This window comes from Komagataeibacter sp. NFXK3, assembly GCF_054182245.1.
In genome coordinates, this window is sequence record NZ_JAPIVJ010000007.1 from 25,597 (window position 1) to 47,863 (window position 22,267).

The window sequence follows — 22,267 nt, forward strand, 5'->3', positions numbered from 1 at the left end:
ATCATGGAAGCCATTCACCTTCCCCCCACGGCTACACCTGAAGAAGTGGTCGCAACCCTGCGTAAATATGGCTACGCGATTGTAGATGACCTGGCATCACCGGAACTGATGGACAGGATCACCAAGGAAATGCAGTCTTATATTGATCATACTCTCTACGGGGCTGATAATTTCATCGGGAAACTCACAAAACGGACGGGCGCCCTGATTGCACGTTCACCCGCGGCGCGTGAACTTGTCATGAACAATACCGCCACGCAGGTGGCAAAGCAGTTTCTGCACAAGGCCACGACAGTCCAGTTGCATCTGACGCAGATCATCAGCGTCTTTCCGGGTTCGCCTGCACAGGCACTCCATCTCGACCAGATCGTATGGGATTTTTTCCCTTTTCCCGCGGATTACGATGTGCAGTGCAATATTCTTTGGGCCATGACTGATTATACGGAAGAAATGGGGGCAACCCGCGTCGTGCCCGGCAGTCATCTGGATGACCGCACCAAATACGATGACAGTGAAGCCGTTCCCGCTGTAATGCGCCGTGGTTCCGCGCTGTTTTATACGGGCAAGGTCTGGCATGGAGCCGGTGCCAACATATCGGAAAAAATACGTCAGGCCATCAATATTACCTATGCTGTTGGCTGGGTGAGGCAGGAAGAAAACCAGTACCTCACAACCCCGGTCGAGATCGCGAAAACGCTGCCTGATGACCTTCTGAAGCTGATGGGATATCAGACCGGCTGTTTCGCGCTGGGTTATGTTGGTGATTTCGAAGATCCGATGACGATCGTGCGTGATAACATGCCGCATGAAGTGCACAATACTTCGTCCATCGGGCAGAAGAGCCTGACCTCCACCCAGGCCGCCGATCTTGCAAAAAGCAGCAAATAATGAAAACTTGCACCAATATTAGCCGCACGGCACCGGATATCGGTTACCTTGACGCGGATATTTTCGGCGCCATGGGTTTTTCCCAGTCAGTCAAGTTCGGCAACATGGTCCACTATGCCGGTGTTGCGCCGCTTAGGGGTGGCCTGAAAAACCTGCAGATCATCAGCGAAGACGATATGGCCGGGCAGATTGAATTCGTGCTGGCAACGCTTGATGCCTGCCTGAAAGCGGACGGCCTGACACGCGAGCATCTGTTAAGCTGGACCATCTATACAACGGATATTGCCGAACTTTCCGCCCATGCAGCATTGCTGGCTAAATGGGTGGGCCCAAATCGCCCGGCCAGCACAATCGTGGAAGTCTCTGCGCTTTTTCTTCCCAAACAGAAATTGGAAATAACGGTATTCGCTGCCGTTCCGCAAGGAGTTTGCGCTTCAGGTTCCGTAACGCCATGACCCTTTGTGTTTCCATGCGCAACCCGTGGGTTGCTGGGGCATCCATTTCTGTAACGCGATCGCGTATGGATTGTAAAAACCGCATCTTGAAATCGGGAATATGCACGGCATGAATTTTTATAAATAAAAATTATTGTCATTCTTGCATGGCATAAAAAGGAGTACAGGTTTATGAATATACTTCAATACAGGTATCATCTTACTTGTGCATTGTCATGCGCAGTTGCCATTCCCGCCCTTGTCATCGGACTGGGGGGAGAAAGCAGCTATGCTGCTCCAGTCGCGGCAGATAATACGACGACAGCCAAACCGCGCCATGTCAAGCCTTCAGGTCGTGCAGGCACCCGTGCTGCCCAGCCCACGACCAGCGCGCCCGTGCCGCCCCCAGCGCCTGAAATGCTCAGGGTTTCCACGGCGCATAATGTTTCCCGCGGGTCGCAGCAGGCCGTATCGCGCAAGACAATGGACATTTATGTTCCCGGCACCAGCCCGCTGGCCGTGCTGGCGAATACGACACCGGGCGTAAGCTTTGCATCCGATGACCCGTTCGGCCTCGATACGGTGGCAAATACGCTTTACATCCGTGGCTTCAACCAGAGCCAGATCGGCGCCACGCTTGACGGCATACCCATGGGTGACCAGGGATTCCAGCAATATAACGGCCTCGATATCAATGAGGCGGTGATTCAGGATAATATTGCTGGCATGCAACTCTCCCAGGGTGGGGGGGCGCTCAGCACGCCCTCCACAACCAACCTTGGTGGTGCCCTGACCTACCGCACCAGCGACCCTGACGAAGAGGCAGGCGGACGCGTATCACAGACATTTGGCAGCAACCACACCTTTCGCACGTTTGCCCGGGTGGATAGTGGCAAGCTGAATGCTTCGGGAACCAGGTTTTATGCTTCCTATGCCCGGACTGACGATAATTTATGGAAAGGCTATGGCGACCAGCTTGCCCAGCAGGTCAATTTCAAACTTGTTCAGCCATTTCATGATGTAGGCAAAATCTCTGCCATTTTTGACTGGTCCGAACTGGACCAGTACAATTACATGGCGGAAAGCCTGAATATGCTGAAAACACTGGGCGGAAACCTGAATTACCTTTACCCGAACTATGGCGAGGCCTATGCCGCAGCACAGGGGAACTATTCAGCCAATATACAGAAACTGGGTAATGCGCAGGATGAATCAAGTGCAACCTATAATGATGCCGGGCAGAAACAGCGTAATTTCCTTTCCGCCCTTATTGCCGAATTCCATTTGACACCGCGCCTGACAGAAAAAACAATCCTGTATGCCCATGTCTCCAGCGGCAACTATGAAATGGAGGAAGCCATTCCTTCCCCCAACGGTTCGCCCATGAGCCAGTATGTCGGCCATATGGGCATGCGCCGGATCGGTGGCATACAGTCCTTTGAGTATGATATTGCATCGAACCACATCCAGGCTGGCTTCTGGTATGAAAATAACTGGAACAGTTTCCCTGCCCGTTTGTATAGCGAACCCCTGTTGGGGCAGGGGCAGCCGATCAGTTCCATGGGGCCATATGTCAATCCCTATACGACTGAATTCGACGATGAGTACAATACCAATACCTTCCAGTTCTTCTTGCAGGATACATATCACATCAGGCGTAACCTGACGGTCAGCGCAGGGTTTCGCTCCATGCTGCAGACCACGCATGGTGGTGCAAGTTACAACAACGCCGCCTATACAGGAGCCAGTGCCCTGCCGCGTGGCAACCTGACTGCGGCAGATGCCTTTCTCCCGCATTTTTCAATGAATTATACCTTTCTCCGGCACCATGAATTGTATTTCGATATAGCGGAAAACATGCGCGCCTATACTTATTATCCGTGGAACATGCCCAATGGCGGGGCATGGACAGATTCCAACCAGCAGGTTTTCAACGATACCAAAAACTCCCTGCGGCCTGAACGGACATGGGATTATGTTGTCGGCTACAGGTACAATTCCAGACGCCTGTCTGCCTCGGTCGATTTTTATCATGTTGATTATTATAACCGGCTGGTCAGTACGGAAGCGGGCAATATTTTCCAGCCTTACAGCACCTTTACCAATGCAGGTAAGGAAACCATGAACGGCGCGGATGTTTCTGCAACACTACGCCCGGTCAAAGGGTTGGAAATATTCAACAGCTTCAGTTACAATGATGCGCAGTATGAAGGCGGTATTGAATATGAAGGCCAGTATGTGAGCCTGAAAGGCAAGCACCAGGTTGCCTACCCCAAGTTCATGTATAAAACCAATGCGACATACACGTATAAAAATGCCAGCGCTACGTTCAGCGCGACCTATACAGGGCGTCGGCCGCTTTCTTATGTGAATGACACATACGTACCGGCTTACTGGCTGGCCAACCTTTCGGCTACCTACAATTTCGGGCATATCGGATTTGCCAAAAACCTCAAGATTAATTTTGGTGTCTACAATCTTTTCAATACCACCTATGTAGGAGGCATGGGGATCGAGGGTTATCCACTCTCCGGTGACTATCCGACGCTGTTTATCGGTGCGCCCCGGCAGTATTTCGGCACGGTTTCCGCGCAGTTCTAAACAGGCTGCTTTCCCTTTATTTATAGAAGGTTCCGCCAGATGTGTCAGGCCTGCGTACATACCATTCACCGCCATAAGGCGCATTTTGGCTGGAACCGTGACACGGCGCCCGTTCATGTTGCCGGGTCTGGTGACGTTCTGTGCTTCGAGTGTGCCGATGCTTCTGGCGGTCAGATAGACGTGGATGCAACCGCCCGCACACTGGAGACACTCGATTTCGGGCGCATCAATCCCCTTAACGGACCTGTTTATGTAGAGGGTGCGCAACCGGGGGATGCGCTTAAAATAACCGTCAACCGCTTCCATCCGTCGGGGCAGGGTTGGACTGCGAACATACCCGGCTTTGGCCTGCTGGCAGACCAGTTTCCCGAGCCATCCCTTTATCTATGGCGCTACGATCGTGTCACATTGGGGCCTGCGCTTTTTGGCCATGAGGGCGTGCGGGTGCCATTGAAGCCCTTTATTGGCACGATTGGCGTAGCCCCGGCAGAGCCGGGCCCGCATTCCGTTGTGCCGCCACGGCGGGTAGGGGGCAACATGGATCTGCGCGATATCGCTGAAGGGAGCGTACTTTACCTGCCGGTAGAAGTGGAAGGGGCGCTCCTGTCACTGGGAGATACGCATGCGGCGCAGGGTGATGGCGAAGTATGCGGAACCGCAATTGAAAGCGCCATGAATGTGGAAATACGTGTTGAGTTACTCAAGCGCACGGCTCTGCCCGCGCCGCGCCTGACCACTTCCGGCCCGGTTACACGTCATCTTGACGGAGCAGGATATGAAGTTACGACCGGGATCGGCCCCGACCTGTTTCAGGCTGCACGGGAAAGTGTTTCCCGTATGATCGACCTGCTGGGGTGCCAGTATGGTATCTCACCCATCAATGCTTACATGCTCTGCTCGGTTTGCGGGGATCTGCGCGTGAGCGAGATCGTGGATGTGCCGAATTTTATCGTATCGTTCTATTTTCCCCGCATTGTGTTTCATTAAAGCGATAGCCAGCAGGGCATCATAAGGAGCGCATGTAAGCGGCGACAGCCGCCCTGCTGCCGACGCCAGTCTTGTTCAATATATTGACAATATGGGTTTTTACGGTCGAAACCCCGATATGCATTATTTCCGAGATTTCCCAGTTCGAGGCGCCTTTTTCAAGCAGGAAAACGACCTCGACTTCCTTGTTGGTAAGCTGGAACTTTTCTTTCAGGACACGACATATCCGCCGGTCACGCATCTGTGGATGCTGCTGGAGGGTAAATTCCATGTAACGGCGCAGGGCTTCCCACTGGAAATCAGTCGGGAAAGGCGTGCGGTCCACCTGGCGCTTCATCACGCTTAACAGCGCCACGGCGTCATTTTCATTGCGGAAAAGAAAATTGATTTCGTCTACAATTCCGTGACGTTGCAAAAACGTATCATGAATCTGGTTGTGGTCATGTGAATTGTGGCTACGCTCATGATCCAGCATAAGCACATTGTTTGATCCATTCAGAACCTTGCGGATGCTGAGGGGATCGTAGGTATAGAAGCCGTTATTGAAATACTCCGGCAACAGGTCGGCTTCCGTACCGGTCAGCTCTATTGTCTGAACAAATTGAGCGGAATCAACCCAGAACAGGATGGCAGATGATGCCTGTAACAGATCGCACCCGAACGCCAGTGTCGCCTGAGTACAGGGATGGCATGTCTCCTGGGAATGAGTAGCCGTCATCACCGTCATGGCAACCGGCGACATATCAGGGCCAAGCCTGTCATGCTGTTGCGGTGTTTTCTGACGACTCATGGGTTTGTTCCTTTCTTCCAGTTGAGTGGAAGATGCGCGCCTGAACGCGCGGACCGGATCGGGGGAGCGCGAAAGAGAGCATGGAATGAACGGTATCTGACCGGTTCTTTCCGAAAAAAATCCTATATATGGAATATGTTAATTTCAAGCTGCCTGATAAAGGAATAATGGATGCATCGGGTTTAAGGAAAATTATGTTGCTATAAGGCAACATAAATGCATAAAATAAAGAATCCATCAGGTGTATTCCAGAATAAAGTTTAAAATATTTTTATGGATTTGGGTTTAATATGTGTCCGGTATTATATTATTATCCCGTAACGGATATCCAGGCCGGAACGGGATGGTCATTCTGTTACCATTACAGCTTTATGACATGCCCGTGACTGTCACGGTATCTGTGTTTTCTTGTGGGGTGGCGTCAACATGTCTGGCACATCGGAACCCGGCTGCACGAAACGTAAGCTGGGGTTAATCGAGCTTCTGGCGCTTTCCCTGGCTTTCATCAGCCCCACGGTGGTCCTGTGTGCCAATGGGCAGGCGCTGGTGGGGCTGACCCATGTTGCCTTGTGGAAAGTATACGGGCTTGGCTGGATCGGCATCTCCGCCATCGCCTATAGCTTTGGCCGCCTTGCCTCCATGGGGGGGCATGTCGGGATGGCTGACGTTGCGGTCGGGCAGGTCCTGGGGAAACGGGCGGGGCAGTTTGCATCCCTTGCACTACTGGGTGCCTATGCAAGTTTTTCACTGGCCAACCCAAATGTGACAGCCTCGTTTGTTTCGGATATTATTCATATGTTGTATCCGGATATGCATATAACGTCTTACCTGCCGTTTTTTATGCTTGTCCTGTTTTTCAATCTCATGATCATCCGTGGCCAGACCAATACCATCATGCATGTTCTGCTGGCCATGGAAGGGGTGGGAATCATCCTGATCATCTATCTGTGCGGCGCTGTTTTAATGCAGCCTCATGCTGCTGTTGCGCCCACTGTCGTGCCCGCGGAGCCCATCAGAATATCTTCTATCCTTTCTGGTGTTGTCATTGCCTTCCTGTCCTGGGCAGGATTTGAATCATGCATGACCCTGTCAGAAGAAAATGGACATTCACCCCGTGTGATGCATCAGGCCCTGGCGGCAAGTGTCATCATATCCGGCATCATGTTTGTTGGTGTCATGGCTGTTATTCAATATGGCTTTGAGCGGCACCTCGGTGGCCTGTCGGCCCTGGCCGTATCATCCAATGCCCTTGCTGATATGGCCCGCCACTATATAGGGCGATGGAGCATGGTTGCCTTTGGGTTTGCGGCACTCGGCTCTGCTTTTGCCGGAACAGTCGCGGCCATTACGGCATGCAGCAATCTCGCGCGTCATGTCGTGAGCGGGTCGGGCAGTGTTTTGCCAGCATCCAGCGCAGCATTCCTGTCAGATCATATCCTTTCTCCATTCGGGATTACCGTTTTGATTGTATCCCAGCAATTTTTGCTTATCCTGTTGAAGCCGGTCATGCCGGCGCTCCCCTCTGGTGGAATGGATATTTATGCATTTTTTGGCACTGTGGGAGCCATATGTATCATGATAAGCTATTTATTGGTGCAGTTATCCGCACTGGTTGCTTTTTACAAACAGAAAAGTGGAGCCGGTTGGTGGGAAATCATGATTGCTCTTTTCGGCCTGGTCTTTATTGCTGCCGCGCTTTTTAGTTGTATATACCAAGATGGTCGCGCCGCTTTGTGTGCTCTACTGGCGGGTATGTGGATGGCATGTGGCGCAATGGGTTTTCTATTTATGTCACGATGGAAAAACAATTTTATATTCTGCAGGAAAATACGGTAGGAAACGGCCTGCTGCCCTGACATACGTACCCCGTGGCGACTTTATGGCTGCTCTCCTGCCAAAGCCTGCCTGCGCCGCTACCGTATATGCTGGTCATCAGGAAGGTGAATTGATGGCATGGTCCGATTTCATCAAGGCCAGGTAACACAACCCTCCCGTCAGGCATCCGATAAACCATGCAAATTCGGACAGGGCCGATAAAGCAGGCACGAACACGCTCGCGCCCCCCGCCACCACCGCAATCAGCAGGGCCAGGACGGCCGCCGGGTTAACCCCGTTGCGGTACCAGTAACGGCCCTGCGCACTGGTCGTGTAAAGCGCTGCAACATCAACCTGCCGGCGGCGCACGATATAGTAGTCACAGACAAGGATGCCAAATAGCGGGCCGATAAACGTCGCCAGCACATCCAGTGTCAGATGCATGACCTGTGGGTTGCCATACAGTTTCCATGGCATGATGACGATCGATCCGGCGGCCGCGATCATGCCGCCACTCCGCAGGCTGATATGCCGGGGCGAGAGATTGGAAAAATCGAACGAGGCCGAGACGAAATTGGCCACGATATTGATGCCTGCCGTGGCAATGATGAATGTCAGCATGCCGAATATGACCGCAGTCAGGCTATCGATATGCGCGACCGTTTCCACCGGATCGATCATGACATGGCCAAAAGCGGGTGCGGTCAGGGCAATGGTGCAGATTGTCAGGGCCGAAAACCCGATGAAATTGAACGGCAGCCCCCAGAAATTGCCGCGCCTGATATCCGCCGCACTGCGCCCGTAGCGGGCGAAATCACCAAAATTGAGCATTGGGCCGGAAAAATACGAGACTACGAGTGCCACGGCATTCACGCTGGCCCATGCCAGTGCGCTGCCATGCAACGGGGCGCCCGCACCCGTAATGCGCAAGGAAAAATGGCGCCACCCCACATGATGGAGCAGGTACAGGTCGAGCGCGATCATGATGGCGTATACGGCAGGCCCCGCCAGTTCGATAAACCGGCGGATTGTCTCGATCCCCCGCCAGAAAATGGCGGCCTGCACCAGCCATAACAGGGCAAATGCGCCCCACCCCACGGCTGAAAGCCCCAGCATGCCGTGCAGCCGGGCCTCGGCCCATGGTGTCAGGCCGGGGGCAAGCCGCAGGGTCAGCACCACCAGCGCGTTTGATGCCAGCCAGGTCTGTATGCCGTACCAGCATACGGCAATCACGCCGCGGATCAGTGCGGGAATATTGGCGCCGAGCACGCCAAAGGACATGCGGCATACAACCGGAAACGGCGTGCCCGTGCGCTGGCTGGGCACCGCCACAAGGTTGCACAGGGCGTTTACAATCAGTACGCCCGCCAGCAGGGCGGCAAAAACCAGCCCTGAAGGCAGGCCGAGTGTAAAGAGGTTGCCAGCCGTGACATAGCCGCCAACGCTATGCACATCAGACATCCAGAAAGACAGGTAATCGTACCAGTTCCAGTCCTGCCTTGCCGCAGGGAGCAGATCGCTATTGCGTAACCTGTCATCGTGCGGGGCTGGAGAAGATGGAACTGCTTCCGGTCGTGCCTGCATGTTTATACACTGCTCCCCCGCAGGCCACTATGCCCGGGTGTGGTGGCCGTGTGAAGGTCATGCGGGCTCATGGATTCCATTGCACGGTGCCCGCTCAGAACCCGGCCCGGAAGGTCACTACGGCGGAGAAACGCCCCAGCGTATTATAAGTAGGCGCCGTGCCCTGGATCTTGCCGATGGTGGTATTGGTCAGGCTGACGCTGTTGATGGCGGAATAGGCGTGGCTGTCGATCATGTTGTTGACCCACAGCATGACTTCCGGGCTTTTGAGAAAGCTCAGCCCACGCCCCACCAGGCTGTTGCGCGGCAGGCGCGCACCCACTGTGGCATTCATGGTGTAAAGCGAGGGCAGGGCTTCCTGGTTCATGAAGGTTGAATACTGTTTGGAGAAGTAGTTCAGGCCATAATTCCAGAAGAAGATGCCGTTATCCCAGTCCACGCCAAGCGAGGCCGCCCATGTGGGCGTGTTGACCGCCATCTTGCCCTTGGTGGGCAGGCCCTGGATATCGTTGTCGATGGTCGAGTGCAGATACTGCATGGATGCATAGGGGCGGAAATGGTGGATGGGGCGCGTGCCGATTTCCGCGTCAAACCCGTTGGTCGTCTGGTTGCCCGCGTCAATCACCTGCCCGATGGCCTCGTTACCGAGGAACATCGAGGTGGAAACCTGATGATGCGACAGGTTGTAATGGAAATACGTAAAGGACCCGATGATGTATTTGCCGGTGTAGCGCATGCCCACTTCTTCGGTAATATTATATTCATCATGGATGTGGGTCTGGCCCTGATTGGCGATCTGCCCGGTATTGGGGTTGATGGTGGTGATCATGGCGCTGTCAGGCGGGGCCTTGGCGCCAGTCGAGACCCCACCGAAGATCTGCACGTATTTGTTGAGCTGGAAATGGCCGCCAAGCGTGGGCAGCGGCATGAACTCGTTGGCGCTGACCTTGCGCTGCAGGCCAGGAATGTTGTCAGTGCCGTCACGGTGGATCATGGTCACGCGCATGCCGCCATCAAGCACAAGCCGCCCGTTGAGCAACGTGACCGTATCGCCCGCATAGATGCCGTTGACGGTGGAAATGTCGCTGTAGTTCTGGGAATAGAAAACCTGCCCGTTGCCCAGCCGCAGCGAGTTGCGCGCCCGCCCCCATGAGGTTGCCGGGTCGCCCCCGCTGCTGACCCCGGTATAGCCGACAAGGTTGGTGGAATTGTCGTAATCGAACCAGTAGCCCAGATAGATATGGTGATTGCCGGCCTTGTAGCTCAGCTTGGCGTTCACGCCGCCGCGCATTTCGTTCAGGCTGCTGTACTGCTCGGCCACGCCATAGGACTGGCCCGCCTGCTGGCCGGGAATGACAATGGATTGCGGGCTGCTGCCATAGCCATTGTACACTTGGTCGTTGAGTTCAAAACCGGAGCCGTAAACCTTCTGGTTGGCCGCGACATAGGGGGTGACATCCAGCCCGAACCGCCCGAAGTTGAAGTGCGAGGGGGCGGCGATGTTGAAGGTCTTGGAATGCAGCCAGTTCAGCTTCCAGTAATCGGTGCCGCCAGCGGCATCATTGAGGTTGTAGGAACCGGCCAGTTCGTTCTTCAGCCCCTTCTGCTTCCAGCTGGCCATGGTCATGTCCCAGTAGGGCTCGTTGCCGATAATGCCGCGCGTGAAGCCACCGACCAGCGACACGCGGTTGCCATCGCCCCATTCCTTGAGGATCTTGAAGTCGATATGCTTGAAGTCTTCCTGGCCAGGGCCATGGTAGAACGTGTCATGCTGGTTGGAGAACGAGATGTAGGACCGGATGCCCGTCTTGCCCCATTCACCCGTGTCCACGCGCAGGAACTGGCGGGTATAGTCGCGGTTGCCCACGCCCACATCGGCCAGCCCGCCGAATTTCTTTGAAGGATCGCGGCTCTTGAACTCGAACATGCCACCTGACCCGTTGATGGCGGGCGTATCGAGGTTGGATGAGCCGGGCTGCACGGAAACGCTGCCGATATTCTCGCTATCGCTCACCCATGCCACGTCCAGGTTGTAGCCACCGATACTGCTCAGCGGCATGCCTTCCCATACATTGGCAATCTGGTCCTGTGTCAGGCCACGCATGCTCAGGGCGGATTTCTCATGGCCCGCGGGGTCGGTATTGGCGACTACGATGCCCGGCAGCAGCTTGACGGCGTTATAGGCGTTCTGCGCGGGTGACTGCTTCATGATGTAGTCGGGGGTGACGGTGCTGCGGGCCTTGGGCGCGGTCTGTTTCTGGATCAGGCCGCCACCGGGTGCGCGCCCGGTCACGCCATCGGCTGAATGGACAACACTGGCCCCCACCCGGATCTGCTCGGCCCCGCCCGTGGCCTTTACGCCCTGTGGCTGGGCGGTGGCGGGATGGGCGTCGTGTGCATGCGTACCATCATGGGCCGCTACCGTGCGGGCCAGGGCCGCCCCGCGTGGCGCACCGAGCACCAGCGCGCTTGTCAGCACCAGGAAAAACCGATGACCGGGGGCCTGAACGGAAAAACGGAGCAGCGGCAGGGCCTGCCTGGAGGGATGCGATCCGGTCGGGCTTTTTCCGTCAAGGTACATTGCCGGTGTCCTTATTCTTTATCCCACCCGGCAGGCCGGGATCATCATATGGAATGATACTTGAGAGAAATGTCTCTCATTACGGATATAGGATAATATCGGTTCAAAATACGTGTCAACGCATATTGTTTACAAAAATGGATTTCAATCCTGGCAGGCGCGCACGGCCGCGCCAGAGGCCAGATAACGGTGCAGTTCGGGGGACAGGCCCACCGTCTCCATGCAATCCCGAGGGGGCTGCGGCGGCATGGGGTGCTGCAGCAGGTTAAAGGTTTCCTGCAGGCTCTCGTGCAGGGAACACAGGACCGGGGCGGTGACGTCGGGCGCAATCCGCGCGGCAAAGCCGGCCAGCCCTGCGCCGCCCAGCACCACGCGGGCGGCGCCATCCTCCTGCACCGCTTCATTGCAGGCGCGCACAATCTGGCGGCAGGCGGCAGCGCCGCCCTGCGCCAGCACATTGCCCGCGGCGGGCAGGATGCGGATGGACGCCAGTCGCGCGCTCAATCCCATGGCCTGCACCAGGGTCACGAGCATGGGTTTCCATTCCGGGCCACCGGTCACGATGGAGAAGCGCCCCGGCAGCCGTGCCGCGCGCATAAGGGAAGCCTGCGCCATGCCCGCAACCGGCACCGGGCAGATGCTGGCCAGCGCCTCGCGCCCGGGGTCGCCAAAACAGGCCACCAGCACCGCGTCAAACGGGCCGCGCGCGCATGCCAGCGCATCGAGCACCGCATGGCCTGCAATGGTTACGGAAACGCGGTTGGTCAGGTAGCGCGCCCCGAACCGGGCCGTGACCGCCTCAATCGCAACAGCACCGGCAAACTGGGCTTCGGCATACGCTGCCATGCGTTGCGTCATGTCCGTATCGGTATTGGGATTGATAAGCAGCAGGCGCGACACGGGCAGGCATCCAATCATGATTAAGGTGGGCCATATCAGTGGCCTCTGTCAGTCAGTATGATTTGGAAACGTGTTTCGTCAACCATTATTGTTTACAATATCAAGGCTCTTGACGGAAGCGCCAGACTGCCCCAACAGAAATGCGTTTCAGCAAAAGGGGAGGGGAGGCACGGGCCATGGGATCATCTGCCAAGGAAGAGGCGCGCATTGCTGATGCCTTGTGCAAGGCGGTCCTGGAGCGCAAGCTGGCGCCTGGCAGCAAGCTGCCGGAGGAAGAGCTTGCCCAGATCTTTCGCTCCAACCGCGCCAAGATCCGCCGGGTGCTGCTGCTGCTGTCGCGCTCGCACATCGTTACGCTGGAGCCGGGGCGCGGGGCGTTTGTCAGCCGCCCCTCCCCACAGGAAGCGCGTGACGTACTGGCCAGCCGCCGCCTGATCGAGGTCAGCCTGCTCGCGCGTCCTTACCGCAGGCTATCGGCGCAGGCGGCTGAGCGACTGCGCCGGATCATGGCGGAGGAAGCCCAGGCCCATGCGGCGCATGACGCGATTGCCATGATCTATCTTTCCGGCCAGTTTCACCTGACCCTGATCGAGGAACTTGGTAACAAAGTGCTGAAAAGCATTACCGGCGAACTGATCCTGCGCATGTCGCTCATCATCACCATGTATGAGCGACAGAACACGACGTGTTGCCTGTCTTCTGATCATCACGATCTGCTGGAACTGCTTCTGGCGCATGATTATGTCGAAGCCTCCGCCCTCATGGCGCGGCATCTGGAAGGGATTGAAAGCTGCCTTGATTTTCACCGCGAGCCAGCGACCACGACCATCCTGAGCCAGATCCTCCAGCCCCTGAAAGACTGAGAGCCGCTCTGGTAAAAGAGAATATCATGCGCAGGCGCAGTGTTCAGGCGGTGCGGGCGGAGGTGACCCGCTGGCCGCTTCCTGCCGGTGCGCCATCAGGCGGGGGGGTGTGTATTCATGCCGTGGCGTGCCGCGGCCATGGCCGTATGCAACTGGGCATAAATGTTCTCCGCCCCGATAACCGGGGTGATGCGATGGCGGTCCATGTCGGCGCGGAGATAGGGCGTGACCCGCCCGAATATGATCCTGACCCCCTGTTGCCTGAGGCTGGCAAACAGGTCGCGCAGGTCACTTGCGGCTGAAAAGTCGATATCGGTAATCGCGCTGGCATCCACCACGATACAGTCAGGCTGCGCGCGCGCAGGGGCCACGAGGGAGCGGATATCACTGACAAAGCGCATCGAGTTGGCATAGAACAGATCCGCGCAGAACCGGTAGAGCAGCACGCCCGGCGCGGTCTGTACCCCGGTCGAGACAGGTTGCGGCTCAAGCAGGCCGGAATGCGTATCATAACACAGCAGCATGGTATGGGGCTCGTAACTGTGCCGCACATGGCGGAACAGCGAGAGCGCAATGGCCAGGAATATGCCCTGTTCCACGCCGATGCTGATAACGGCGGCCGCCGTGGCAAGCGCCAGTCCGCACTCGCCCGGACTTTCACGGTAGATGGCCAGCATGGCGCGCCGGTCGATCATGCCGAGGGCGACCGTAAAGACAATCGAGGCCAGCACGCAGCGCGGCAGGTATTGCAGCGGCCCGGTCAGGAACAGCAGCACGAGCATGGTGATGCCGGCAAAGGTCAGTTGCGCAAGCTGCGTGCGCGCGCCCGCCTGCACGGCCATGGCGGTCTGGGTCGGGCTGCCATTGACACTGAAGGTGCCACTCAGCCCGGCGGCGGCGTTGGCTGCGGCAAGGCCGAGAATGTCGGCATTGTCATTGACCGGATCATGAAAGCGCTGGGCAAAGGCGCGGGATGTTGCGGCACTCTGCGCAATGATGACAAACACGCATGATGTGGTGACCGGCAGTAGGGCCAGCATTTCATTCCACGAAACATCAGGCAGGCGCAGGCGCGGCAGGCCGCTCTCAATCGGGCCGATGATGGCAATGCCGTGCCCGGACAGATCGAACATCATGCTGGCCATGATCGACCCCACCACCGTGAGCAGTGGCAGCGGCAGGCGGGGCACCAGCCGCTCGCCCGCCATGATGGCCGCTACAATGCTCACCGAGAGGAGCAGCGTCGGACCATTGAGCCGTGGCAGGCGCTGCACTGTCTGGAACAGTTGCAGCATGGTGTTATGGGCCGTGACATTTATGCCCAGCATGTCGCGCGTCATGGCAAGTGCCACCTGCACGCCCACGCCGGCCATGAACCCCACCAGCACGGTGCGCGAGAGGAAATCGGCCAGAAAGCCAAGGCGGAACAGCCGCGCGACGAGCAGGAACCCCGCGCTGAGCAGGGCGACCATGCTGACCAGCGCCATGTAATGCACGCTGCCCGGCACGGCCATGCGCCCGAGCGCGCTGGAGAAAATCGCCGCCGTGGCGGAATCAGCCGCCACCACCAGATGGCGCGAGGCCCCAAACCCCGCAAAGGCTACAAGCGGGAGCAGAACCGTGTACAGGCCGGTCACCGCAGGCATCTGGGCAATGCGGGTATAGCCCAGCACCTGCGGAATGTTCATCGATGCCAGCGACAGCCCGGCAACAATATCGCGTAGCCGCCCCCGCATGGTCCTGTCCGGTTCCATCACCTCAGCGCCTTGTGGCGTGGCGGGCGTCTGTCATGTTCATTGTATCTGTTTCCACCCTGTATTCCGGCCTGTCTTTATCGTGAATGTGTTGCCGTATCCAGCCATGCCAATTGCGGATGCAATGGAAACAACGCAATTCCATAAATGGTGAATTTCCATAAGGGTGTCAGGCCGGTACGGCTACAGTTCAGCCCACTGGCGCAGCAGGTTGTGGTAGGTGGCGGTCAGGCCGAGCACGGCGGGGTGGCTGTCGGGCAGGGTGCGGCGAGTTTCGATGATCGACTGGTCGAACTGGTAGAGCAGGGTGCGCTGCACGTCATTGCGCACCATGGACTGCGACCAGAAAAACGACGCCCAGCGGCTGCCACGCGTAACGGGGCTGACGCTGTGCAGGCTGGTGGCGGGGTAGAGCACCATGTCGCCCGCGGGGAAGCGCACCTTCTGCGTGCCATAGGTGTCCTGTATCATCAGTTCGCCGCCGTCATATTCATCAAGTTCGCTGAGGAACAGCGTGGAGGATACATCGGTGCGCAGCCGGTGGCCCGTGCCCGGCAGGGGACGGATGGCGTTGTCGATATGGGTGTGAAAGCACATGCCCGCGTCATAGCGGTTGAACAGGGGCGGGAACACGCGCAGCGGCAGGGCCGCGCTGTTGAAGGTGGCATTGCACCCCAGGCGTTGCAGCACCAGGTCGGCCAGGTCACGGCTTTCCGCGCTGTCATGCGGGATCTGGAGGTTGAACTTGGCCTTGGCGGACTGCTCGCCCGCCGTCACGCGCCCGTCAACCCATTGCGAGCGGCCCAGCACCGCGCGGCAATGGGCCACATCATGGCGGCTGAGCACGCCGGGAATATGAATCAGCATGAGGAATTTCCTGTTGACCGGATCATTGTGCTCAATGCCCATGATCGCCATGATGCGGCAGCAGGCGCAGCAGGAGGTCGTTTGACTTCTGGCCGCAATCCGTTGCGATCTGTTCCAGCGTCTCGTCAGTGGAATGCACCGTGCAGCCCTCATGGCTCAGGCGTTCGGCCAGTGCGTCGGGTGTAGCGTGCAGCACGGGGGCCAGTGTGTTGAGCGGCGCATGGGTCAGCAGCGGAAAAAGCTGGCGCGCTGGGTTGCCGCCCGCATGCCCCGTGGTGAGCACGAAGGCAATGGCGGCAACCAGCGACAGCCCGCAGGCCACCAGCATCGAGGGCGTGCGGAAATACAGCAGGAACTGCGACCAGTTGCGCCACATATGCAGCACGAAAGGCAGCAGCAGCACCATGCTCAGCCAGACATGCATGGAGTGGAACATGCCCGGCATCCAGTGAAAGAACAGGGCCGTGCCGGAAATGGCCGAGACCAGGAACAGGCCGGTAATAAGGGGCGTGGCGTATTTCTTTATCATCAGTTTCATGTGTCATGCGATCGTGTTGTGGCGAAAAGCCTGTCGGGAAAAATATCCGGCACTTACGGCAAGGTCCCCCATTACCTGTCATCGGCAGGGGGCATTATCCGCCTTGTGGCCTCCTGCGCTACAGCGCGTAGCAGGGGCTCGGGCCTTGCGGCCACAAGCGTGGCAATGGCGGCAAAGACATCCCCGAAGCCGTATTCCAGCGCCTTGCGCAGCCACGGCATGGCCTGCGCCGTCTGGCCTGCGGCCAGATGCAGCCGTGCCAGATTGACGCAGCCCCAGCAGTCGCCTGCCATTGCTGCGGCATGAAAGAACATCGGCGCGCTTGCGGGCTGCGCCGCGGGCACCATGCGCTGTTCCGCCATGACGCCCAGCATGTTCAGGGCCTTGGCAACCCCCGCGCGTGATGCCGCGACATAAAGGACATGGGCACGCCCCGGATCGGCCCGCACGCCCTGGCCTGCCAGGTACAGGTCGGCCAGGTTGAACAGCGCCCAGCCATACCCGCTATCTGCCGCATGGGTGTAAAGGAGGGCCGCGGCGGCCGGGTTGCGCGTGGTGCCCCAGCCGCGCTCGTAAGCGCGGCCGAGCATGTTCACCGCACGCGGGTCGCCACTGCGTGCGGCCGCCTCGAACATGAGGAAGGCGTCCTCCTTGCGGCCCTGGTCAAGATGGATCTGCCCCAGCATGAGCTGCGTCTCCACCACGCCTGGCATGGGGCGGGCGTGGCGATTTGGGGCAGCCTGTCCGCATTCATTCATTTCAGCACGGTATTCTCTTGTTTTGGACAGTATATGTCATTCATTTTGGAATATAGAAGTATCAAAATGATACGCCAATGCTGCCAAGGAAGTAACGCCCCGGTGAAGGAACCGCCCGCGAGCCGGAAAACGAGGAGGCATAATTGAGCCGGTTGGTGATGTTGTTGGCGTTGAACGAGACATGGTAGTGCCTGTAATCCCATGAAACCATGCCATTGAGATTGAAGGTGTAGGGCATGCGGGCTGTATTGGTCGTGTCCGGACCGGCCCAGTAGCCTGATGAATACTGTGCGCCACCGCCAATCTTGAGGTCACCCCACTGTGGGCGCAGCAGCATGCGCGAAAGGTCATACGAACTCCATACCGACATATTGTTGTGCGGCACCTGCGGCGCGACCTTGCCGTTATCGCCGGTGTTGCTGTGGGTCACGCGCCCGTCCATGTAGGAATAGGAGGCGAAGACCTGCCAGTCGCGCGTGATCTTGCCGTTCGCACTCAGTTCCACGCCACGGATGCGGCGGCCACTGCCGGAATCGGCAAAGCCGGTTTCCATGTCGCCATTCACGTCATAATAACGCGAATTGTTCTCGCTGATCTGGAAGAAGGCGACCGTGGTGCCCAGCCGCTTGTGAAAGAAGTCGGACTTGTTGCCAAACTCGAACAGGTCGCTGCGCTGGGGCGAGAGGTTGACGCCTTTCTGCGCCACGTCACCCGCCTGCGGCTTGACCGTGACCAGTGAGGACACATCCGTGCCCACGGGCTTGTACGAGCGTGCAAAGGTGAAGTAGAATGATGTATCCTTCAGCGGTGAATACATGATGCTGCCCGAAGGGCTCCAGCGGTCGGATTTCTGCTCGGCGCGGCCATCGCTTGCGGTTGACTGCTTGTAATACGTGCTGCTGAACGAATCCCACCGCGCGGTGCCGAACAGCGAAAGCTGCCGGGTCAGCTGTATGCGGTCGGCCAGGAACAGCCCGAGGTCACGCGCATTGGCATTGCCGTAGCCTGTAGCGGGAAAGCTGAGCGACGTGCCCGGATAGGCATATTGCGGGTTGCGGATGGTCTGGTTGTTGGTGCGGTTGGTGAAGCTGCCCGGCCAGCGCGAATCACTGGCGTAGTTGATGTCCACCCCCGCCTTGAGGTCATGATGGACAAAACCGGTATTGAAGCGCGCGCGCCCCATGATGACATTCTGCACGCCCCAGCCCTGCTGCCGGTAGGCCGCACCGCCGCCCGCGCCATAGGGCAGGGCGTAATTGCCACCCGAGAGGATGGCGGCGGCGCATGCCCCCGAGCACGCGGCAGGCGTGGTGGCGGTGTAATCGCGCTCGTACAGGCTCAGCCGCGTGTCATTGGTGAGCGTGAACCAGCGCGTGATGTCTGATTTGAGCGCGGAGGTGAGGGTGTGGATATTGGAGCGGTCAAAGTCGAAATTGCGGGTGTAGCTGGTGTTGCGGGCCACGCCATAATCGGTAATGGGGCGATAGATGCCGCCGACATCGATCATGCTCACGCCGTAATCGGGCTTGCTGTTGCTGTTCAGCCACTGCCATGTCAGGTGCCATGACGTTTTGCTGCGCAGGCCCACGCCAAAATCGACCGCGGCGCCATAGCGGTTGGAGGTCACGTTGTCGCGGTCAACCACATCCTGCTTGTTGAACATGCCATTGATGCGAATGGCCATGTCCTCATTGATCTGGTAGTTGATGTCGCCCACGCCACGAAAGAGCGGCCCGCTGCCAAAGGTCTGGTCATAGCTGTAGCTGTTGCCCGCATGGGCATGCTTCTGGCTCTGGTTGATGACACCGCCCACATTGCCCGCGCCGAAATATTCGCCCGATGGGCCTTTTATGACCTCGACGCTCTCGGTGTTGAAGGTATCGCGCGTATAGGTGCCAAAATCACGCAGGCCATCGGTATAGATATCCTGACGCGCCTGCAGCCCGCGAATGCGGAACTGGTCGCCATTCAGCCCGCCCGCGCCCTCGCCGGTGGAAAGGGTAATGCCCGGCACGTTGGCCAGCGCCTGGTCGAGCGTGAAGGCGCGCTGCTGCCTGATCAGCTCCTGCGGCACGACGGTAATGGTCTGCGGCGTGTCGCGCACGCTGGCGGGCATGCGGGCGATATGCAGGGTCTCGCTATTGGTATTGCCCGATTCAATGCCGGCATCTTCCGCGTGGGCCTGGCCGCCCACGCGCACGGCAGACAGCTTGATGGTGCTGTCGGCTGTATCGGTCGGTTCGGGCGGGGCCTCGGCATGGGCCTCATCCGCGCCTGCGCCAAGGCCGACCGACATGCCTAGTGCCACGGCCACGCGAAGACCGTGCCCCTGTGCCCTGGTGGGGGAGAGTTCTGGCTGGCTCAATTCACCACTCCTGCTGCACCCTACATGGTGGGTGTGTTGTCTGATTATGATGACGGAAACGGGGTGTTGATAATCGCTCGCAACACATAACGCAAATGATTCTCATTATTATAACAAAGAACAAAGCTAAGTGTTGCCTGCGGGCAACATGGTCAAATAAAGAATAAGAGCGAAAAATTCATGAAATAATATGTAATCATGTAACAGCACGAGTGCCAAGTAGCGTAAAGAGACCTGTTTTATCAAAGAAATGTGGCGAGCAGGGCCGTGGCGCGACGGGGGCTTGCGCTATGGCATCAATAATTTGATATTGATTATCACTTGCATAATGTGCCGGAATTTGCCATCTGCTGGTGCGGCATGCCCGTGCGGGCACAAAAGCGTTGTTCCGTTGTGTCAGGAATGATCGTGTGTCCTGAACAGCAGGCGTGCATGCCGTTATTGTATTCACAAAGTAAAAATCCAGGATTCATTCATGCCGCCAGTCCTTTCTTCGCCCATGTCATTCTCCGCGTGGGAGATGTTCGTGCATGCGGGGCCCGTGGTGCGCAGCGTCATGCTCGTGCTGGTGGCGTGCAGCCTCATCACATGGACCATCCTGATCGCCAAAACCGTCGAACTCCTGCTGGCGCGCAGGCAGATGCACAACGCCGCCGCCGCGCTGGACCAGTGCGCATCTGTGGCGGATGGTGCTGATGGCGCGCCCGCCTGCCGCATTGCCCGCACCCTGCTCGTGGCGGTGCAGGCCGAGCGCAGGCAGTCGCATGATATCGCGGGCGATGCGGAGGGGATGAAGGAGCGCATAGTCCTGCACCTTGAGCGGCTGGAGGCCGCCGAGGGGCGGCGGTTCATGCGCGGCACCGGCCTGCTGGCCACCATTGGTGCGACGGCCCCCTTTATCGGGCTGTTTGGCACGGTCTGGGGCATCATGACCGCGTTTACCGGCATCGCGGCCAGCCGGGCCACGAGCCTGGCCGTGGTGGCCCCCGGCATTGCCGAGGCCCTGCTGGCAACCGCGCTCGGCCTTGTGGCCGCCATACCGGCGGTGGTGATCTATAACCACATCATGCGCCAGTCGGCGGGGTGCCGGGCACAGGTGGCTGATCTCACCGCGCTGGTCATGCGCCTGGTCTCGCGCGATCTGGGGCGCGCGGCGCAGGGCAGCGCCGTGCTGCGCGGCTACACGCTGCATGATGCCCGCGCGGCGGCGGAATAGGGCGGCGGGTCATGGCAATGCAGCGTATCCGCCACGGTGATGACAGCGTGCATGAGGCGCATGACATCAATGTCACGCCCTTTATCGACGTGATGCTGGTGCTGCTCGTGATCTTCATGGTCACGGCGCCCCTCACCACCGTCAATGTGCCTGTTGATCTGCCTTCTTCCACCGAAAAGCCTGTGCCCCGCCCCGATGCTCCGGTCTTCCTGACCGTAAAGGCCGATCACGGGCTGGCGCTGGGCGAGGATGACGTGACCCCCGACAGCCTGCCCGCAGCCCTTGCCGCCGCAACGCAGGGCAACCGTGACGCGCGCATTTTCCTCCGTGCGGATAAAACCGTGGATTACGGCACGCTGATGGGCGTGATGGACCGGCTGCGCGCGGCGGGGTATCTGAAAGTCGCCCTGGTCAACCTGCAAAATGCGGGTGAGGGGAGCACGGCACCCTGATGCCCACCGTTTTCCCGACCCGTGACACACCCGCTTCCTTTACGCTATGGCGCGCCGCCAGCCTGCGGCGGGCTGACCGGCGCGATGGGCTGGTATGGGGCGCATCCCTGCTGGTGGTTCTGGGCGGGCTGGCGGGTGCGACGTGGTGGGTGATGCGCCAGCCACCCCCGGTCATGCCCGTGCCTGAGGCCCCGCCAGCGGCCATCGCCATTGACCTGGCCCCCGAACCTGTCGCCACCCCCGTGTCCCCGACCGATGCGCCGCCCGGCCCCATGCAGGTTCTCTCGCAGCCTGACCCCACGCCTCTGCCGCCCCCCGAGATCACGGCCCCCCCTTCACCCGCGCCCAACCCGCCCGCTGTCGTGCCCCGCCACGAAGACCGAAAGACTCCGCCAAAAAAGAAACGGCCCACGCCCCCTGTCAGGGATGCCCCCCCTGACCGCAAGCCCCCAGCCGCGGCCACAACGGCGCCGCCCAGTCTTGCCGCCCCGCCTGCGCCAGCGCAGGCCGCACCCGCGCCGGGGGCCGACCCGGCCCATGCCACGCATGCGCTGCCCACCTGGCAGGCCGCACTGCTGGCACGGCTGGAACACTACAAACGCTACCCCGCGCAGGCGCAGGCAGGGCGGCAGGAAGGGGTTGCGGTGCTGCATTTTGCAATGGACCGGCAGGGGCATGTCCTTTCAGCCCGCATCGAACGGAGCGCAGGCCATGCGCTGCTCGATGCGGAAACGCTGGACCTGCTCCGGCGGGCCGAACCCCTGCCGGTGCCCCCGCCCGAGGTCAGGGGCGACCCGATCGTGCTGAGCGTGCCGGTGGAATTCCACCTCGATCAGGCACAACGCTGACGGGCAGCCTGAAAAAGCAGGCAGGC

General features: G+C 58.7%; 18 protein-coding genes. 9 read left to right on the forward strand and 9 right to left on the reverse strand.

The window, feature by feature from the left end:
* The first annotated feature begins 3 nt into the window (after window positions 1–3).
* The 4 genes from OQZ28_RS09050 to OQZ28_RS09065 all read left to right on the forward strand — a co-directional run bounded on the left by OQZ28_RS09050 (window position 4) and on the right by OQZ28_RS09065 (window position 4,910).
* Window positions 4–888, forward strand: a complete 885-nt coding sequence (locus tag OQZ28_RS09050) for a phytanoyl-CoA dioxygenase family protein (RefSeq protein WP_458135886.1) — start codon at window positions 4–6, stop codon at window positions 886–888.
* Window positions 888–1,343 carry a RidA family protein gene (locus OQZ28_RS09055; RefSeq protein WP_458135887.1) on the forward strand — a complete coding sequence of 152 codons (456 nt, stop codon included), beginning with the start codon at window positions 888–890 and terminating at the stop codon, window positions 1,341–1,343. Before OQZ28_RS09050 ends, OQZ28_RS09055 begins: the two co-directional genes overlap by 1 nt.
* 171 nt (window positions 1,344–1,514) lie before the next feature.
* Window positions 1,515–3,923, forward strand: a complete 2,409-nt coding sequence (locus OQZ28_RS09060) for a TonB-dependent receptor (protein ID WP_342633708.1) — start codon at window positions 1,515–1,517, stop codon at window positions 3,921–3,923.
* A 39-nt stretch (window positions 3,924–3,962) separates the two neighbouring features.
* Window positions 3,963–4,910: an acetamidase/formamidase family protein gene (locus tag OQZ28_RS09065; RefSeq protein WP_458135888.1), complete on the forward strand. Its 948-nt coding sequence runs from the start codon at window positions 3,963–3,965 to the stop codon at window positions 4,908–4,910.
* 19 nt (window positions 4,911–4,929) lie between these two features.
* On the opposite strand, the gene OQZ28_RS09070 is transcribed toward OQZ28_RS09065, so the two are convergent.
* Window positions 4,930–5,700: a helix-turn-helix transcriptional regulator gene (locus OQZ28_RS09070; protein ID WP_130731108.1), complete on the reverse strand. Its 771-nt coding sequence runs from the start codon at window positions 5,698–5,700 to the stop codon at window positions 4,930–4,932.
* Window positions 5,701–6,126: 426 nt separating this feature from the next.
* On the opposite strand from OQZ28_RS09070, the gene OQZ28_RS09075 reads away from it, so the two are divergent.
* Window positions 6,127–7,536, forward strand: a complete 1,410-nt coding sequence (locus OQZ28_RS09075; RefSeq protein ID WP_458135889.1) for an APC family permease — start codon at window positions 6,127–6,129, stop codon at window positions 7,534–7,536.
* Window positions 7,537–7,632: 96 nt separating this feature from the next.
* Here OQZ28_RS09075 and OQZ28_RS09080 read toward each other — a convergent pair whose 3' ends face one another.
* The 3 genes from OQZ28_RS09080 to OQZ28_RS09090 all read right to left on the reverse strand — a co-directional run bounded on the left by OQZ28_RS09080 (window position 7,633) and on the right by OQZ28_RS09090 (window position 12,580).
* Window positions 7,633–9,099: an NCS1 family nucleobase:cation symporter-1 gene (locus tag OQZ28_RS09080; protein WP_458135890.1), complete on the reverse strand. Its 1,467-nt coding sequence runs from the start codon at window positions 9,097–9,099 to the stop codon at window positions 7,633–7,635.
* Between the two features lie 94 nt (window positions 9,100–9,193).
* Window positions 9,194–11,680 (reverse strand): TonB-dependent receptor, encoded by a 2,487-nt coding sequence (locus OQZ28_RS09085; RefSeq protein ID WP_458135891.1) that lies wholly within the window; start codon window positions 11,678–11,680, stop codon window positions 9,194–9,196.
* Between the two features lie 144 nt (window positions 11,681–11,824).
* A complete protein-coding gene (locus OQZ28_RS09090) occupies window positions 11,825–12,580 on the reverse strand; it encodes an aspartate/glutamate racemase family protein (RefSeq protein WP_458135892.1) in 756 nt (251 codons plus the stop codon).
* 176 nt (window positions 12,581–12,756) lie between these two features.
* Here OQZ28_RS09090 and OQZ28_RS09095 point away from each other — a divergent pair, with 176 nt between their 5' ends.
* On the forward strand, window positions 12,757–13,443 hold the full coding sequence (locus OQZ28_RS09095) for a GntR family transcriptional regulator (protein WP_130731113.1): 687 nt from the start codon (window positions 12,757–12,759) through the stop codon (window positions 13,441–13,443).
* Between the two features lie 95 nt (window positions 13,444–13,538).
* On the opposite strand, the gene OQZ28_RS09100 is transcribed toward OQZ28_RS09095, so the two are convergent.
* The 5 genes from OQZ28_RS09100 to OQZ28_RS09120 form a co-directional block, all read right to left on the reverse strand.
* Entirely contained in the window at window positions 13,539–15,197 is a 1,659-nt protein-coding gene (locus OQZ28_RS09100) for a SulP family inorganic anion transporter (protein WP_458135893.1), read from the reverse strand.
* Between the two features lie 183 nt (window positions 15,198–15,380).
* Entirely contained in the window at window positions 15,381–16,064 is a 684-nt protein-coding gene (locus OQZ28_RS09105; RefSeq protein ID WP_130731147.1) for a Fe2+-dependent dioxygenase, read from the reverse strand.
* A gap of 31 nt (window positions 16,065–16,095) precedes the next feature.
* Complete coding sequence (locus tag OQZ28_RS09110) at window positions 16,096–16,602, reverse strand: hypothetical protein (RefSeq protein WP_458135894.1); 507 nt, start codon at window positions 16,600–16,602, stop codon at window positions 16,096–16,098.
* A gap of 71 nt (window positions 16,603–16,673) precedes the next feature.
* Entirely contained in the window at window positions 16,674–17,360 is a 687-nt protein-coding gene (locus OQZ28_RS09115; RefSeq protein ID WP_458135895.1) for a tetratricopeptide repeat protein, read from the reverse strand.
* A gap of 61 nt (window positions 17,361–17,421) precedes the next feature.
* The gene (locus tag OQZ28_RS09120) at window positions 17,422–19,725 is read right to left on the reverse strand and encodes a TonB-dependent receptor (protein ID WP_458135896.1); all 2,304 of its coding nucleotides are present in this window, start codon (window positions 19,723–19,725) and stop codon (window positions 17,422–17,424) included.
* 475 nt (window positions 19,726–20,200) lie between these two features.
* On the opposite strand from OQZ28_RS09120, the gene exbB reads away from it, so the two are divergent.
* From exbB to OQZ28_RS09135, 3 genes are read left to right on the forward strand one after another with little or no spacing between them, the layout of a single operon-like run.
* Complete coding sequence (gene exbB, locus OQZ28_RS09125) at window positions 20,201–20,941, forward strand: tonB-system energizer ExbB (RefSeq protein WP_458135897.1); 741 nt, start codon at window positions 20,201–20,203, stop codon at window positions 20,939–20,941.
* A gap of 17 nt (window positions 20,942–20,958) precedes the next feature.
* The gene (exbD, locus tag OQZ28_RS09130; RefSeq protein WP_458135980.1) at window positions 20,959–21,393 is read left to right on the forward strand and encodes a TonB system transport protein ExbD; all 435 of its coding nucleotides are present in this window, start codon (window positions 20,959–20,961) and stop codon (window positions 21,391–21,393) included.
* The gene (locus tag OQZ28_RS09135) at window positions 21,393–22,241 is read left to right on the forward strand and encodes an energy transducer TonB (protein ID WP_458135898.1); all 849 of its coding nucleotides are present in this window, start codon (window positions 21,393–21,395) and stop codon (window positions 22,239–22,241) included. Before exbD ends, OQZ28_RS09135 begins: the two co-directional genes overlap by 1 nt.
* Window positions 22,242–22,267 lie beyond the last annotated feature (26 nt).